This window comes from Nonomuraea sp. B5E05, from assembly GCF_039880665.1.
Classification (GTDB): domain Bacteria; phylum Actinomycetota; class Actinomycetes; order Streptosporangiales; family Streptosporangiaceae; genus Nonomuraea.
In genome coordinates, this window is sequence record NZ_JBDPMJ010000010.1 from 132,615 (window position 1) to 148,176 (window position 15,562).

Sequence of the window (15,562 nt, forward strand, 5' to 3'; positions counted from 1 at the left end):
TCCTCGGTCAGCGTTTGAAGATGAACGCTCTCGGCGCGTGCGCCATCGCCGAGCGCAGGGACCCTGCCGCGCTCAGCTCCCCGCTGATGACGAGGGGGTAGATGGTGGACGCCGAAAGGGTGCGGCGGAAGAACCGGCCTGCCGAGTCGGTGCCCAGCAGCGTCTCCGTGACCTTCGTGGCGGGGAAGAACCTGCGCACGTCGCTCAGGGCCTTGATGCCGCCGTTGTAGGCCAGCTCGGCGGCGAAGTGTTTGCCCGCGTACTCGAAGAGGTTGCCCATGGGCTGGCCGGTGGCGGCGGAGCTGGCGGCGTGCACGCCGGTCTTGAGCACGGCCCACGTGACGGAGTCGGCCAGCGCGTCGAGCCCTTCGCGCACGAGGTAGGTGCCGACGCGGCGCTTGCCCATCCGCTGTTCCAGGATCATCTTGACGATCTTCTGGAACAGGGTGCGCTCCAGCTTGGCCCTGGCGACCAGCATGTTGAACGCGCGTTGCGCCGCGAACCTGGCCGCCGGATAGATGAAGCCGAACATCATGGTGAAGGCGAGGGCGGCCAACTGGGTGCCGATGATCCAGAGTTGTTCCCGGTGGCTGTCGACCGCGTCGGCGTACTCGTCGCAGCCGTCGGCCAGCTCGTGCAGTTCCTCCTGCAGGGCCCTGTAGCGGGGGGCGAGCTCCAATGGCCACACGTCCGCGAACCGGTCCACGGCTCTGCTGTCGTTCTGGCCGCGGGCCGCGGCGACGGCGATCTCGGTGCGGGCGGCGACCCTGCCGATCGAGCCGGCCAGGTCGCGCAGGGCCTTGGCGCGCGCCCTCAGGTTGGACGTGTCGGCCTCGGGCACGTGTACTCCGGCGAACCAGGCGAGCGCCTGGAAGGGGTCGAGCATCAGGCGCCTTCCCTGGGCGGTGGCGCCTGCGGGATCGGCGGCTGCGCGAGGTCGGGGATCTCAGGAAGCGACCGGATGATCTGCTGTTCCAGGTAGTCCCACAGCTCGTCGAAGTCGCGCAGGCCGGCCGCCGAGACGAAGCTCTTGTCCGCGATGCGGCGCATGGCGTCGGTCAGGGAGTCGTAGCCGTCGGCGTACCACTCGGCGAACGTGTGGCCCTGGTCGTCACCGCCGACCAGGCCGGACGTGCCGGCCAGCGCTGCCGCCCCGCGCTGTAACGCCACCACCTCGTCGCCGGTCTCGTCGAAGAGCCGGGCGAGCTCGCGGATCGACCGCCAGTCGATCTGGACCTGGTCGCGGGAGCCCGCGGCCGGGGACCGCGGGGCCTGCCCGGCGGGCGCGCGCTCCGGCGGCGGGGCGGGGTCGGTCGTCGTGCTCTCCGACGGGGACGGTGTGCCGCTCGGGGTCGGCGAAGGCTGCGGGGCCGGGCCGTCCGACGGCGTCGGGGTGCCCGAAGGAGTGGGGGTTTGCGATGGCGCCGGGGTTTGCGATGGCGCCGGGGTTTGCGATGGCGTCGGGGTTTGCGATGGCGTCGGGGTTTCCGAAGGCGTCGGGGATCCCGGCGGGCTGGGGCTGCCGGTGGGGGGCCCAGTAGGGGACGCGGTAGGGGACGCGGTGGGCGAGGCCGTGGGGCCGGGGGTGGTTGCCGGGCCGGGCTCACTGGACGGATCCGCCATCGACCCCTCCTTCACCAGTAGGCGATCACGCGACGACAGGGAAACAGTGACGGCGACGAACCTCGCACAGGGTTAATCTCCAGGAATATAGCGCTAATTCATGTTAAAAGGGCGTTCATCCATGAGGGCGGTTCCGCGAGCAGTTCGCCCAGCTCATCGATCGCCTCTCCCTCGAGGGTCCCCGTACGGGCCGCGTCCTCGACACGCTGGCACAACGCCGCCTCGCGGACGGCGCCAACGGTCGCGCAGGCGCTCTTGAGCCGGTGGGCGAGCGCGCCCGTCTCCGCCGCGTCGCCGGCCTCCCCCGCCCGCCGCAGCTCGTCGAACGTCCGCGTCGCGGTGGCGAGGTAGGCCTGCGCCACGTCGGCGACCGCCTCCGGCGACAGGCCCGCCAGCTCCGGCGGCAGGCTCGAGTACGCCGCCCACTCCGGGATCCTGGCCAGCACCCTGGGCCAGTCGACCGGCTTGGCCAGGTGGTCGTCCATGCCCGCCTCCAGGCACCGGATCCGGTCGTCCGGCATGGCCGCGGCGGTCATCGCGATGATCGGGGTGTGCCCCTCCTCCCGGCCGCGAATCTCCGCGGTCGCGGCCAGCCCGTCGAGCACGGGCAGCTGGCAGTCCATGAACACGAGGTCGTAGCCGCCGGCCAGCACGGCCCGCACGGCCTGCTCGCCGTCGTCCACGGTCTCGACCTCGTGCCCGGCCTGCTCCAGGATGAGCATCGCCACCTGGCGGCTCACCTCGTCGTCCTCGGCCACCAGGATGCGCGTGCCGCCGTCCTTCCCCTCGGCCTGCGCGCCCTCGCCGGGGTCGCCGGGGGCATCGGCGGTGCCCAGGGCGTTCTCCACGGCGGCGAGCAGCCGGCGACGGCTGAGCGGCCGGGTGATCGACTGCACGGCGCGCTCCCCTGAGGCGCCCGGCCAGGCGAACCCCGAGCGGCCCGGCGTCACGACCACGACGACGCTGGTGGCCTGGAGCAGCGGGTCGGTGAGGATCACGTGCGCGAGCGACTCCGACTCGCCGAGGTCCAGGGCGACGACCGCCAGCTCGTACGGCCGTCCGCTCTCGGCGGCGGCCCGCAGCAGCGTCAGCGCGGACGCCTCGTCCTTGGTCTCCTCCACGGCGAGCCCCGCCTCCGCCAGGGACCTCCCTGCCAGGGTGCGGTCCTGGGGGCGCGGGTCGGCGACGAGCGCGCGCCGCCCCTCCAGCGCCTCGGGCTTCGGCTCCGACCAGGTCAGGACGTCGACCGGCAGGGTCGCCCAGAACCGGCTGCCCACGCCCTCCACGCTGTCCAGCCCGATCCGCCCGCCCATGAGCTCGATGAGCTGCCTGCTGATGGCCAGGCCCAGGCCGCTGCCGCCGGTCCTGCGGGTGATCGGCGAGTCGACCTGGCGGAAGACGCCGAAGACCCGATCACGGTCGTCAGGGCCGACGCCGATCCCGGTGTCGGCGACCGCGAACCGCAGCACCGCCCGTTCGTCGCCGGGGCTGCCCTCGTCCAGCGTGACGTGCAGGTCGACCCCTCCCTGGACGGTGAACTTGAGCGCGTTGCCGACCAGGTTCGTGAGCACCTGGCGCAGCCGCGCGGGATCGCCCGCCACCTGCCGCGGCACGCCCTCGTCGAGCCGGAGCGTGAGCCAGAGCCCCTGCTCGTAGGCGTGCGGCGCGAAGGGCGCGACCACCTCGTCGCAGAGCCGCGGCAGGTCGAACGGCGCCGCCTCGACCTGCAGGTGGCCCGCCTCGATCCTGGACAGGTCGAGGAAGTCGTCGAGCAGGCGCAGCACGTTCCGGGCCGCGCCCTGGGCCGTGGTGGTGTAGTGGCGCTGCTCGTCGTCCAGCCGGGTGCCCATGAGCAGGGAGTTCATGCCGAGCACGCCGTTGATCGGGGTGCGGATCTCGTGGCTGATCTTGGCGAGGAACTCGGACTTCGCGCTGGAGGCGCTGACCGCGTCGTCCCTGGCGGCGGCCAGCTCGGCCGCGTACCTGGCCAGCGTGGCCTGCGCCCGGCGGCGGCCGTGCTCGCTGCGGATCTGCAGGCCGAGGCCGATGAGGATGAGCAGCGCCAGCAGGGCCGCGACGGCGAGCACGTTGGACCTGAGCTGTTCCGCGGAGGCCAGCGCGGCGGCGGCCGGCACCTCGGCGGTGACCGTCCAGCCGATGCCGGGGATCGGCTCGGACGCCGACAACACCGTGCCGTCGATGCCGCGGAACGTGCCGTTCCAGGTGCGCCCGGCGAGCGCCGCGTCGACCCGCGGGTCCTCGCGCAGGGAGGTGAGGGCGTAGAGCTTCCTGCCTGGGTCGGCGACGAGCACGCCTGCCTGGTCGGTGATCAGCAGACTGATGCCCTGCGCGTTCGCGGCCTGCTCGGCGAACTTCTGGATGGCGTCCAGGCTGTAGACGACCGTGAGGATGCCGAGCATGCGCTCGCCGTCGACGCTCGGGATGGGCGCGGCCACGGCGACGGCCCTGGACACGCCGACCATCGTGGGCGTGTACGCCTGCGAGACGTGGGCCTGCCGCCGGTCGCGCACGGCGCGGTACCAGTCGGTGTTGCCGATGTCCTGGGGCAGGCCGCTCGGCGGCTCGGCGCCCATCATGTCGCCGTCGGGCGTGATCAGGATGAGGCCGCTGACGCCGTCGCGCTGCCGTTCGAGCTGGTCGAGGAAGCCGCGCATGGACTTCGTGGTGACGCGCCCGACGGCCTCGCGGACCTGGGGGCGTTGCGCGAACGCGGTGACGAGTTGTTTGAGGGAGTCCATCTGCTGCTCCACCACGACCCGGCTCACCGAGGCGGTGGTCCTGACCCGGTCGGTGACCTCGTCGCGCACCGCCTGTTCCGACAGGGAGATGCTGGAGGAGGTGAGCAGTGCCAGGGGCAGCAGGCCGAGTAACGTCCACAGGGCCGTGACCGCGAGCAGCCATCTCACCGGCGTCCGTCCCTTCCCGCTGTCGTCCGCGTACAGATTAGGAGGAAACGGGCGTCAACGGCGGATCGTGATGAGCAGAAGAAGCAAAAGTCGATCTTTTGTGATAAAAGCCCCCTAAGCTGCTAGGACCCCCTAATAGCTGGACGAGGAGCGTGGCGATGCCTGAGCCCAGGGACATCACCGTTCTCATCGTGGACGACGATCCGGTCGTCACCGCGGCACTGCACGCGCAGGTGAACCGGGTCCTGGGCTTCAGGGTGGTGGGCATCGCCCACAGCGGGCACGCGGCGCTCGCCGCCGCCGCCCGCTTCGCGCCCCGGCTGGTCCTGCTCGACCTGCACCTGCCGGACCTGCCAGGGTTGGAAGTGGCACACCGGCTGCGCCGGCCCGACCAGCCGCCCGCCGACGTCATCGTGATCTCCGGCCGCAAGGAGTCCGCCACGGTCCGCGCGGCCATCCAGCGCGGCGCCCTGTACTACCTGGTCAAGCCGACCCGGGCGAGCACGCTGGAACAGACGCTGCTGCGGTACGCGGCGACGGTCGCGCAGCTGGAGTCGGGTGGCCGCTTCGCCGAGCAGCAGGAGATCGACCGGATCTTCCGCTCACTCCACCTCGACCAGGGAGCCCGGCCCAAGAGCATCACCGCCGCCACCGAGCAGGCGGTGCTCGACGCGCTGGCCGGCGTCGACGAGGACGCCTCCGCGCACGAGCTCGGCGAGCTGATCGGCGTCAGCCGGGCCACCGCCCGCCGCTATCTGGAGCACCTGGCCGAGCGTGGCCTGGTGGAGGGGCGGCCGAGGTACGGCCCCACCGGGCGCCCGCAGCACCGGTACCGCGTACGGTGACCGCGCTCAGGGCGCTGCTCGCCGTGCTGTTATGCCTGCTGGCCGCAGGTTGCGGCGAGGGGAGCCCGTTCCCCGAGGGCTCCACCATGAAGCGGGTCAGGGATCGCGGCGTCCTCACCGTGGGCATCAAGTTCGACCAGCCGCTGTTCGGCTACAAGGACCCGGCCAGCGGGCGGATCACCGGCTTCGACGCGGAGATCGCCCGGCTGGTGGCCAAGGACCTCACCGGCAGCGAGCGCAACATCCGCTTCGTCGAGACCGTGTCACGCGAGCGGGAGAACTTCCTCAAGCAGGAGGTCGTGGACCTCGTCATCGCCACGTACTCGATCACGCCGGCCCGGGCCGAGCTGGTCACCTTCACCGACCCGTACTACTACGCCGGGCAGGACATGCTCGTCAGGTCCGGCGACTCCACCATCCGTGAAGTGTCCGACCTCGACGGCAAGCGGGTCTGCACGGCCAAGGGCTCCACGTCCGTCGATCGGCTGCGCACCCTGCTGCCCGGCGCCGACCTCGAGGTCGTCGACGTCTACAGCGTGTGCGTGCCGGCGCTCATCTCCGGGCGCATCGACGCGGTCAGCACCGACGACACCATCCTGCACGGGCTGAAGGCCCAGCATCCCGACACGCTGCGGCTCGTGGGCAAGCCGTTCGGGCGCGAGCCGTACGGGATGGGGGTCCGCAAGCGGGACACCGTCTTCCGCGACTACCTCAACGAGCTGATCGCCCGCTGGCTGCGTGACGGGCAGTGGGACCGCGCCTTCATGTCCACCATCGGGATCTCCGGCGCCACCTCGGAATCGTCGAAACCCGCTAATCGCTGAGCAGAACGCTCACAAGCCTTTGCGCGGAACACGCGCCTCCTACGGTTACGCCAACGCTGACCGACACGAGGAGCGTGACGCATGACCCAGGCGGACCTGATCGTCCTGGACCAGGTCAACAAGCGCTACGGCGAGCACCATGTGCTCAGGGACGTGAACCTGACCGTCAAGCAGGGCGAGGTCGTAGTGATCATCGGCCCGTCCGGAGCGGGCAAATCGACCCTGTGCCGCGCGATCAACCGGCTGGAGACCATCGACTCCGGCACGATCAGCGTGGACGGGACCCCGCTGCCCGCCGAGGGGCGGCAGCTCGCCCGGCTCCGCGCCGAAGTGGGCATGGTCTTCCAGTCCTTCAACCTGTTCGCGCACAAGACCGTCCTGGACAACGTCGTCCTCGGGCAGGTTCACGTGCTCAGGCGGCCCAAGGACGAGGCCGTGCGCAAGGCCCGGGAACTGCTCGACCGGGTCGGCATCGGCGGCCAGGCGGCGAAGTTCCCCGCCCAGCTCTCCGGCGGGCAGCAGCAGCGGGTGGCCATCGCCAGGGCGCTGGCCATGGACCCCAAGGTGATCCTCTTCGACGAGCCCACCTCCGCGCTCGACCCCGAGATGGTCAACGAGGTGCTCGAGGTGATGACGGCGCTGGCCCGCGAGGGCATGACCATGGTCGTCGTCACCCACGAGATGGGCTTCGCCAGGCGCGCGGCCGACCGTGTGGTGTTCATGGCCGACGGCGAGATCGTCGAGCAGGACACCCCTGACGGTTTCTTCGGCGCCCCGAGCAGCGAGCGCGCCCAGTCCTTCCTCGCCAAGATCCTCACCCACTAAGGAGTGTCATGTTCGGCAGATCCCTCTATGCCGTTTTCGCCGTCGTCACGCTGGCCACCGCCTGCGGCGGCGGCCAGGAGAGCTACGCCTCCGTCGTCGACAAGGCCAAGAACGAGAAGAAGCTGGTCATCGGCGTGAAGGCGGACCAGCCCGGGCTCGGGCTGCGCACCCCCAACGGTGACTTCTCCGGATTCGACATCGAGGTCGCCACCTACGTGGCCAAGCAGCTCGGGGTCGAGGCGAAGGACATCACCTGGAAGGAGACCGTCTCCGCCAACCGGGAAGCCTTCATCGAGCAGGGCCAGGTGGACATGGTGGTGGCCACGTACTCCATCACCGACGCCAGGAAGCAGAAAGTGTCCTTCGCCGGACCGTACTTCGTGGCCGGGCAGGACCTGCTGGTGCGGGCCGCCGACGCGGCGCTGACCGGCCCGGAGGCGCTCAACGGCAAGAAGTTGTGCTCCGTCGCCGGCTCCACCCCGGCGCAGAAGGTCAAGACGGAGTACGCCAAGGAGGTGCAGCTGCAGGAGGAGCGGACGTACTCGGCGTGCGTGGACCGCGTCCTCGGCGGCCAGCTCGACGCCATCACCACCGACGACGTGATCCTCGCCGGCTACGCCGCCCAGCACGGCGGCAAGCTCAAGGTGGTCGGCAAGCCGTTCAGCACCGAGAAGTACGGCATCGGGCTGAAGAAGGACGACACGGCCGGGCGCAAGGCGGTCAACGACGCGCTGGAGAAGATGTTCTCCGACGGGAGCTGGACGAAGGCGCTGCAGGCCAGCGTCGGCTCCTCGGGCTTCACCCTGCCGCAGGCCCCGAAGCTGGAGCGGTACTGACCCCATGGACGCGCTGCTGATCGAGGGCGACACCGTCTTCGCCGCGTTCTGGATGACGGTACGGCTGACGGCCGTCAGCGCGCTCGGCTCGCTCGTGCTGGGGGTGCTGCTGACGGCCATGCGGGTGGCGCCGCTGGCCTCCCTGCGCGGCGCCGCGAGCGTCTACGTGTCCGTGGCCCGCAACACGCCGCTCACCCTGGTGCTGCTCTTCACCGGGCTCGGCGTCGGCGCGAACCTCGGGGTGGAGCTGTCCGACGACATCGCGACCAACAACTTCTGGCTCGCCGTCATCGGGCTGACCGCCTACACCTCGGCGTTCGTCTGCGAGGCCCTGCGCTCCGGGCTCAACACGGTGCCGGTCGGCCAGGCCGAGGCCGCCAGGTCGCTGGGGCTCGGCTTCGTCAAGACGCTCGGGCTCATCACGCTGCCGCAGGCGTTCCGCTCCGTCGTGGCGCCGCTGGGCAGCATCATGATCGCGCTGACCAAGAACACCACGATCGCGCTGGTGGTGGGCGTGAGCGAGGCGTCCGTGCGGATGCGCGAGATGATCGAGACGTACGGGGACCAGGTGATCGAGATCTTCTTCGGCTTCGCCGCCGGATTCGTGCTGCTGTGCCTGCCCATGGGGCTGGCGTTCGGCTGGTTGTCGCGGCGGATGGCGGTGGCACGATGACGTACGCGAACCTCTACGAGCCCCCCGGGCCGCGCGGGATCCGGCGCAACCGGACGCTGGCCGCGGGCGTGGCGATCGTGCTGCTGGCGGTGGCGTACTTCGTCTTCGTGCGCTTCGACGAGAAGGACCAGTGGGCCGCCGACAAGTGGACCCCGCTGCTGCGCGGCGACGTGTGGGCCACGTTCATCCTGCCTGGCCTGGCCGGGACGCTGGCCGCGGCCGTGACCGGAGTGGTGCTGGCCGGGCTGTTCGGGATCGTGTTCGCCACCGCCAGGATGTCCGACCACCGGTGGGTCCGGGTGCCCGCGGCCGCCGTGGTGGAGTTCTTCAGGTCCGTCCCGCTGCTCCTGCTCATCTTCTTCGCCTTCTTCGGGTCGTTCGCCCTGCTGGGCACGAACATCTCCGCCTTCAGCGCCGTCGTCTTCGGGCTCACCCTCTACAACGGGTCGGTGATCGCGGAGATCATCCGGGCCGGGGTGCAGAGCCTGCCGCGCGGCCAGCGGGAGGCGGCGTACGCGATGGGCATGCGCAAGGGGCAGGTGATGCGGCTCGTCCTGCTGCCGCAGGCGCTGCGGGCCATGATGCCGGCCCTGGTCAGCCAGTTCGTGGTGCTGCTGAAGGACTCGGCGCTCGGGCTGATCGTCGGCTATGACGAGCTGGTGGACCGGGGTCTGAACGGGATCGCGGCCAACTTCTCCAACGTCATCCCGGCGGCGATCCTCATCGCGGCCATCTTCATCCTCATCAACCTCAGCCTCGACCGCCTCGCCCACCGCCTGAGCGCCACCCGCCGATCCTAGCCCGGAAGCGGGGGGGTGCTCGGCGGGAGGCGAGCGGGATGTCGTACAAAGGGACGCATGCCATCCCCACAGTCCATCAAGTCCGGACCGTTCGCCGGGCGCACCGTGGCCGCGCTCGGCCAGGACCTGCGCGAGGGGCGCACCACCGCGACCGAGCTGGCCCGGCTGGCGCTCGACGCCGTGGCCGGCCTCGACCCGGCGCTCAACGCGTTCGTCACCGTGGACGCCGCCGGGGCGCTGGAAGCCGCCCGGCGGGCCGACGGCGAGCTGGCCGGGGGCACCGACCGGGGCCCGCTGCACGGCATCCCGGTCGGCGTGAAAGACCTCATCATGGTCGCCGGCCTGACCACGACCATGGGGTCGCGGCACTTCTCCGGGCACGTCCCCGACCAGGACGCGGCCTGCGTGACGCGGCTCCGCCAGGCCGGCGCCGTCATCGTCGGCATGACCACGACCCACGAGTTCGCCTACGGCCCCACGGGCGACCGTTCGGCCACCGGGCCCTCGCGCAACCCCCGGGATCCCGCGCGCATGTCGGGCGGCTCCAGCGGCGGCAGCGCGGCCGCGGTGGCGGCGGGCATGGTCCCGCTCGCGCTCGGCACCGACACGGGCGGCTCCGTCCGCATTCCGTCCGCGCTGTGCGGGATCGCCGGGTTCAAGCCCGCGTACGACGCCATCCCCTCGGACGGCGTCTTCCCCCTGTCGCGCACGCTCGACCACGTCGGCGTCCTCGCCGGCGACGCCCGCGACTGCCTGCTGGCCTACCGCGCTCTGACCGGGCAGGACGCCGGGCCTGACATGGGGCAGGTCGCGGGGCAGGTCGCGGGGCAGGACGCCGGGCTGGGCTCCGGGCAGAACGTGGGGCTGAACGCCGGCCGGGTGCGGGTGGCGTGGCTCGATCCGGCCGGGTTGTTCCCCGGGGACCCGCGCGTCGTGCGTGCGGCGCGGGCGGCGTCGGGGGCGGAGGAGGAGGTCAGGCTCCCCGCCGGCGCCGGCGGCGAACTGCGGGAGACGTACACGACGATCCAGAGCTGCGAGGCCGCCGCCGTGCACGCTGACCGCCTCGCCGATGCGCCCGAGCTGTTCGACGCCGAGGTGCTCGACCGCCTGCGGGCCGCCGAGGAGGTACCCGGCTGGCGGTACGTGCGCGCCATGGCCGCCCGCGAGCGCCTCGCCCGGACGGTCGGAGAGCTGTTCGGCCGCCATGACGTGCTCGCGCTGCCGGCCGTGCCGATGACCGCGCCTCCGATCGGGCAGCGCGAGGCCGTGCTCGACGGGGAGAAGATCGCTGTCCGGGCCGCCCTGCTGGCGTACACGAGCCCGTGGAACGTGCTCGGCCTGCCCGCGCTGACCGTACCGGCCGGACTGGTGGACGGCCCGGACAGCCCGAACGGCCCGATGGACAGCCCGAGCGGCCTGCCGGTGGGGCTGCAGCTCGTCTGCCGTCCTGGTCAGGAGAGGCTGCTGTTCGAGGTGGCCGCCCGCCTAACGCACTCCTGATCGCGAACGCCCGGCATGCTCGGCGCGCCCTGCCGGGCGCCGTGCCCGGGGCCGAGGCGCACCGCCCGGGCCGGGCCGCACCGCCCAGGACGGGGTGCTGCGCGCGCCCGGGATCACGGCGTGTCGCGGCGGCGTCCGTCCGCGCCGGTGAGGCCGTCCATCAGCAGGTCGAGCAGCCGTTCGGCCTGCGGGCGCTGGTCGGCGGCCCCGGTCACCAGGGTGGCACCCGCCAGGGCCATGAGGATGTCGCCTGACGGCACGTCGTCCCTGATCACGCCCTGGGCGATCCCCGCGACGCGGAACTCCTCGACCGCGCCGGTCAGCTGCTCGCGCGTCAGCGAGCTGAGCCGCTGGTCACTCCGCAGGAGGGCTTTGAGCGTCTCGGCCATGCCGTGCTTGGCGGCGAGGTAGTCCAGCACCTCGGACATCCACGCCCGCAGGGCCCGATCGGCGGGCAGCCCGGCGAGGAGGTCCGAGGCCCGGGAGGCGAGCCGGGCGGTCTCGTAGCGGTAGGTGGCGTCGACGAGTTGTTCGCGGGTCGGGAAGCGCCGGTACAGCGTGGCGATCCCCACGCCCGCGTCCTTGGCGATCCGTTTCAGGGTCGCGGCGGCACCGTCCCGCGCGAAGGCCGCGGCCGCCGCGGCGAGCAGTTTGTCCTCGTTGGCCCGCGCGTCGGCCCGAATCGGCCGTCCGGACGGTTCAGGCATGCGTTCTCCCCGGCTTGCTATGTGGAGTCGGCTCCGGTTAACCTGGCGGCCAACCGGACCCTGCTCCGGTTATTGCGGACGGTAGCAGAGGCCTGCCGGACGTTGCACACCACACCGCCTCGTTCACGGAAGGGCCGTCCAAGGTCATGCACTACCGCACACTCGGCGGCACGGGAATCCACGTCAGCTCGCTGTGCCTGGGTGCGATGATGTTCGGGAAGTGGGGAAACCCCGATCATGCCGAATCGATCGGCATCATCCACACGGCGCTCGACGCCGGAGTCAACATCATCGACACGGCCGACGTCTATTCGGGCGGCGAGTCGGAGGTCATCGTCGGGAAGGCGATCGCCGGACGCCGCGACGACGTCATCCTGGCGACCAAGGTGTCGAGCCCCATGGGTCCCGGCCCCAACGAGCGCGGCGCCTCCCGGCGCTGGATCGTCCGGGCCTGCGAGGAGAGCCTGCGCCGCCTCGGCACCGATCACATCGACCTCTACCAGGTGCACCGGCCCGATCCCGCCACCGACCTCGACGACACCTTGGGGGCGCTGTCCGACCTCGTCCGCGCCGGCAAGATCCGCTACGCGGGGTCCTCGACGTTCGCCCCCTCGGCCATCGTGCAGGCGCAGTGGACCGCCGAGCGGCGGCAGCGCGAGCGCTTCGTCTGCGAACAACCGCCCTACTCCCTCCTCAGCCGGGGCGTCGAGGCCGACGTGCTGCCCACCTGCGAGGCGTACCGGATGGGGGTGCTGGCCTGGAGTCCCCTCGCCGGGGGCTGGCTGTCCGGCCGCTGGCGCCGCGACGCGCCCGGCCTGTCCAGCCACCGCACGCGGACGATGCCCTTCCGCCAGACGTCCGCCCACTACGACCTGACCGTGCCGGGCAACCAGGCCAAGCTCGACGCCGCCACCGAGCTCGCCCGCATCGCCGGCGAAGCGGGCCTGACGCTGATCCAGCTGGCGCTGGCGTTCGTCACCTCGCACCCCGCGGTCTCCGCGGCGATCATCGGCCCGCGCACCGCCGAGCACCTGCACTCCCAGCTGAGCGCCGCGGACATCGTCCTGGAACCCGCCGTGCTGGACCGCATCGACCGCATCGTGGCGCCCGGCACCGACCTCAACCCCGACGACGCCGGCTACAACGCGGCCGTCCTCTCCGACCCGGCCCGTCGCCGCCGCGCCGCCGCTCGGTGAACCGCCGACGGTCCAGGCGTCGCGGCAGCCCGGCCAGGTCCGCCGTCACAGTTCCGCCTCCACGCTGACCCCGGTGACAAGGTGCCGGTTCTGTGCCTGGCAGCGGGACAGCCGTCGGTGGCGGTGGCGGCCCCGGTCAAGGGCGGCGTGGTCGCCGGGGTGGCGGCATCTCACCGCGCGGAGCTAACCGGGCTGATCCAGAACGTGTTCCCCGATCCTGACCTTCAGGCCCCAGCCGCTCAGCACCCGTGTGAGGTCTTCGACCGCGGCGAGGTCGGGGAAGCCGGCCGGAGAGACGAGGAGCGAGGTCACCGGCCCGCAGCCGCGGCCAGGACGTTGCTGCCGACTCCTTCGATGCGGTCGTCATCGAACCCTTCACGCCTTCCCCGGATGCGTCTCAACCGTCACGTCATCGGCGAGGTCCGGCAACACGGGCCCGGCGGCTTGTCCCTGCGTGCCACCCCCGCCGGCTGCTCCGGCCGAGGACGGGGTGGGCTGGGGAGGCGACACCGAGGCGGCGCATCGCCCCAGCTGGTCGCCGGTACGGCAGGCCCGTCACCTACCAAAGGAGGAGCCGCTCCCCACCGGGGGAGGACACGGCGCGACCGCGCGCCCGATGCGGCAGGCCGGGGCGACGAGCGAGGGTGACCGGCATGAACACCTCCCCGAACACTCCTGTCCACGCCACTCCCGCGCGGCGCTCAAGCGGCGGCCGCCGCGCGGGAGACATGAACGCCCGCATGAACACCTCCGTCAGAAGGCTGCTCACCGTGCTCGGCGCGTCCGCGGCCGCCCTGGCCGGCTGGGTCCTCGCGGTCCCGGTGGCCGGCATCGCGCTGACCGCGCGGATGGGCGGCGGCATCCAGCAGGTCGGGCCGGCGGCGGTCGTGGTGGCGAGCCTGCTGGCCGGGCTGGCGGGCTGGGCGCTGCTGGCCGTTCTCGAGCGGTTCGTCCCCCGGGCCGGCCGGCTCTGGACGATCGTCGCCCTGGTCGTGCTCGCCCTGTCCCTGCTCGGCCCGCTCGGCAGCGCCGCCGGCACCGCCTCGGCGCTGGCGCTGGTCCTGCTGCACCTGATCGTCGGCGCCGTGCTCGTTCCGGGGCTGGCACGGAGATGACCGCACCCCCGCCGGCACCACGACACAGGAGACCCGACATGACAGTCCTCGCCAGGGCGATCGACGCCACCCGCCGCTACGGCGACGTGCTCGCGCTCGACCACGTCTCGCTCGACATCAGAGCGGGCGAAGTGGTCGGCCTGCTCGGCCCGAACGGCGCCGGCAAGTCCACCCTCATCAACCTCTTCGTGGGACTGCGCCGGCCCACCTCCGGCACGGTGGAGCTGTTCGGCGGCTCGCCGCTGGACCCGGCCATGCGGCGCGGCATCGGCATGACCCCCCAGGAGACCGGCCTGCCCGAGTCGCTGCGCGTCGGCGAGATCGCCGACTTCGTCTCCGCGCACTTCCCCGACAGCGTCGGCACGGGCGAACTGCTGGCCAGGTTCGGCCTCGGCGACCTGGTCAGGCGGCAGGTCGGCGGCCTGTCCGGCGGGCAGCGGCGGCGGCTGGCGGTGGCGCTGGCGTTCGCGGGCAGGCCGCGGCTGGTGTTCCTCGACGAGCCGACGACCGGCCTGGACGTCGAGGCCAGGCGGGCGCTGTGGGAGGGCATCAGGTCCTTCCACGAGGAGGGCGGCACCGTACTGCTCACCAGCCACTACCTGGAGGAGATCGAGGCCCTGGCCGAACGGGTCCTGGTGGTCGGTGACGGCCGCGTCCTGGCCGACGACAGCGTGCGGGCCGTACGCGGCATGGTGGGCACCCGGCGCGTCTCCCTCGTCGCCGGGCACCTGCCGCACCTGCCGGGCGTGCTCGGCGCCGAACGCTCGGGCGACCGGATCGACCTGGTCGTCAACGACCCCGACCGGCTGGTCGTGGAGCTGGTACGCAGCGGGGTGCCGTTCTCCGGCCTGGAGATCAGGCCGGCCACGCTGGAGGAGGCCTTCCTCACCCTCACCTCGAAGGAGCCCGCACATGTCTAGCCTGGTCCTCGCCCACACCCGCTACCTCGTGATCGAGCAGATCCGGGTGCCGATCGCCATCCTGGCCAGCGCGTTCTTCCCGGCCGTCTCGATGGTGGCGTTCGTGGTGCCGTTCGCGGGCCAGGACCCCGTGGCCGCGACGACGGCGACGGGCTCGCTGATGTTCTTCGGCGCCATGTCGGCCGCGCTCATGGGGCTCAGCAGCGCGGTCGCCCAGGACCGCGACCTGCCGTGGAACCCGTACCTGCGCACGCTTCCCGCGGGCCCGCTCCCGCGCTTCGCCGGGCGGATCCTGTCGACGCTGGTCGTCATGCTGCTCTCGGTGATCCCCGTGCTGGTGGTGGCGGCGCTGTTCACGGAGGCGACGATCACGCCGGCCGGGCTGTTGCTGGGGGTCTCCGCGCTGGTCGTGGGCGTGGTGCCGTTCATGCTGATGGGGCTGTGCGTCGGCTTCCTGCTGGCCTCGAAGGCCGCCATGGCGGTGTCGCAGCTGTTGTTCTTCCCCATGGCCATCCTCGGCGGGCTGCTGCTGCCGCCGCAGATCCTGCCGGGGTTCGTGCAGGCCGTCTCGCCGTACGTGCCCACCAGGGGCGCGGCCGAGCTGATCTGGTGGGCGATCACCGGTGCTCAGCCGGGCGTGGTGCCGCTGGTCATGCTGGCCGTCTGGACCGGCGCCATGGTGGCCGCCGCCGCCTGGGCCTACCGCCGCGACGAGGGCAGGCGTTTCACCTGACCGCACGCCGTCGCGGACGGCGGGAACACTTAGCCCTT

General features: G+C 72.0%; 15 protein-coding genes. 11 read left to right on the plus strand and 4 right to left on the minus strand.

Annotation, left to right across the window (positions count from 1 at the left end; all coding sequences use genetic code 11):
• Positions 1 to 7: 7 nt before the first annotated feature.
• From ABGB01_RS20275 to ABGB01_RS20285, 3 genes are all read right to left on the minus strand, one after another.
• Positions 8 to 886 (minus strand): hypothetical protein, encoded by an 879-nt coding sequence (locus ABGB01_RS20275; RefSeq protein WP_347775103.1) that lies wholly within the window; start codon positions 884 to 886, stop codon positions 8 to 10.
• Entirely contained in the window at positions 886 to 1,173 is a 288-nt protein-coding gene (locus tag ABGB01_RS20280) for a hypothetical protein (protein WP_347775104.1), read from the minus strand. Before ABGB01_RS20280 ends, ABGB01_RS20275 begins: the two co-directional genes overlap by 1 nt.
• Positions 1,174 to 1,721: 548 nt before the next feature.
• Positions 1,722 to 4,550, minus strand: coding sequence for a response regulator (locus tag ABGB01_RS20285; RefSeq protein WP_347775105.1), 2,829 nt, complete (start codon positions 4,548 to 4,550; stop codon positions 1,722 to 1,724).
• 158 nt (positions 4,551 to 4,708) lie between these two features.
• On the opposite strand from ABGB01_RS20285, the gene ABGB01_RS20290 reads away from it, so the two are divergent.
• The 7 genes from ABGB01_RS20290 (at position 4,709) to ABGB01_RS20320 (ending at position 10,853) form a co-directional block, all read left to right on the plus strand.
• Positions 4,709 to 5,395 (plus strand): response regulator, encoded by a 687-nt coding sequence (locus tag ABGB01_RS20290; protein ID WP_347775106.1) that lies wholly within the window; start codon positions 4,709 to 4,711, stop codon positions 5,393 to 5,395.
• The gene (locus ABGB01_RS20295) at positions 5,392 to 6,219 is read left to right on the plus strand and encodes a glutamate ABC transporter substrate-binding protein (RefSeq protein ID WP_347775107.1); all 828 of its coding nucleotides are present in this window, start codon (positions 5,392 to 5,394) and stop codon (positions 6,217 to 6,219) included. The genes ABGB01_RS20290 and ABGB01_RS20295 overlap by 4 nt, the downstream gene beginning before the upstream one ends.
• Before the next feature lie 81 nt (positions 6,220 to 6,300).
• Positions 6,301 to 7,044: an amino acid ABC transporter ATP-binding protein gene (locus tag ABGB01_RS20300; RefSeq protein ID WP_347775108.1), complete on the plus strand. Its 744-nt coding sequence runs from the start codon at positions 6,301 to 6,303 to the stop codon at positions 7,042 to 7,044.
• An 8-nt stretch (positions 7,045 to 7,052) separates the two neighbouring features.
• Positions 7,053 to 7,880 (plus strand): glutamate ABC transporter substrate-binding protein, encoded by an 828-nt coding sequence (locus ABGB01_RS20305; RefSeq protein ID WP_347775109.1) that lies wholly within the window; start codon positions 7,053 to 7,055, stop codon positions 7,878 to 7,880.
• A gap of 4 nt (positions 7,881 to 7,884) precedes the next feature.
• Positions 7,885 to 8,553: an amino acid ABC transporter permease gene (locus tag ABGB01_RS20310; protein WP_347647493.1), complete on the plus strand. Its 669-nt coding sequence runs from the start codon at positions 7,885 to 7,887 to the stop codon at positions 8,551 to 8,553.
• On the plus strand, positions 8,550 to 9,353 hold the full coding sequence (locus ABGB01_RS20315) for an amino acid ABC transporter permease (protein ID WP_347775110.1): 804 nt from the start codon (positions 8,550 to 8,552) through the stop codon (positions 9,351 to 9,353). Before ABGB01_RS20310 ends, ABGB01_RS20315 begins: the two co-directional genes overlap by 4 nt.
• Positions 9,354 to 9,410: 57 nt before the next feature.
• A complete protein-coding gene (locus tag ABGB01_RS20320) occupies positions 9,411 to 10,853 on the plus strand; it encodes an amidase (RefSeq protein WP_347775111.1) in 1,443 nt (480 codons plus the stop codon).
• Positions 10,854 to 10,966: 113 nt separating this feature from the next.
• Here ABGB01_RS20320 and ABGB01_RS20325 read toward each other — a convergent pair whose 3' ends face one another.
• Positions 10,967 to 11,560 carry a helix-turn-helix domain-containing protein gene (locus ABGB01_RS20325; protein ID WP_347775112.1) on the minus strand — a complete coding sequence of 198 codons (594 nt, stop codon included), beginning with the start codon at positions 11,558 to 11,560 and terminating at the stop codon, positions 10,967 to 10,969.
• Positions 11,561 to 11,706: 146 nt separating this feature from the next.
• Between ABGB01_RS20325 and ABGB01_RS20330 the strand changes: the two genes are divergently transcribed.
• The 4 genes from ABGB01_RS20330 to ABGB01_RS20345 all read left to right on the plus strand — a co-directional run bounded on the left by ABGB01_RS20330 (position 11,707) and on the right by ABGB01_RS20345 (position 15,524).
• Positions 11,707 to 12,756 (plus strand): aldo/keto reductase, encoded by a 1,050-nt coding sequence (locus tag ABGB01_RS20330; RefSeq protein ID WP_347775113.1) that lies wholly within the window; start codon positions 11,707 to 11,709, stop codon positions 12,754 to 12,756.
• A gap of 653 nt (positions 12,757 to 13,409) precedes the next feature.
• Entirely contained in the window at positions 13,410 to 13,871 is a 462-nt protein-coding gene (locus ABGB01_RS20335; protein WP_347775114.1) for a DUF6069 family protein, read from the plus strand.
• 38 nt (positions 13,872 to 13,909) lie between these two features.
• Complete coding sequence (locus tag ABGB01_RS20340) at positions 13,910 to 14,791, plus strand: ABC transporter ATP-binding protein (protein ID WP_347775115.1); 882 nt, start codon at positions 13,910 to 13,912, stop codon at positions 14,789 to 14,791.
• Entirely contained in the window at positions 14,784 to 15,524 is a 741-nt protein-coding gene (locus ABGB01_RS20345) for an ABC transporter permease (protein WP_347775116.1), read from the plus strand. Before ABGB01_RS20340 ends, ABGB01_RS20345 begins: the two co-directional genes overlap by 8 nt.
• Positions 15,525 to 15,562 lie beyond the last annotated feature (38 nt).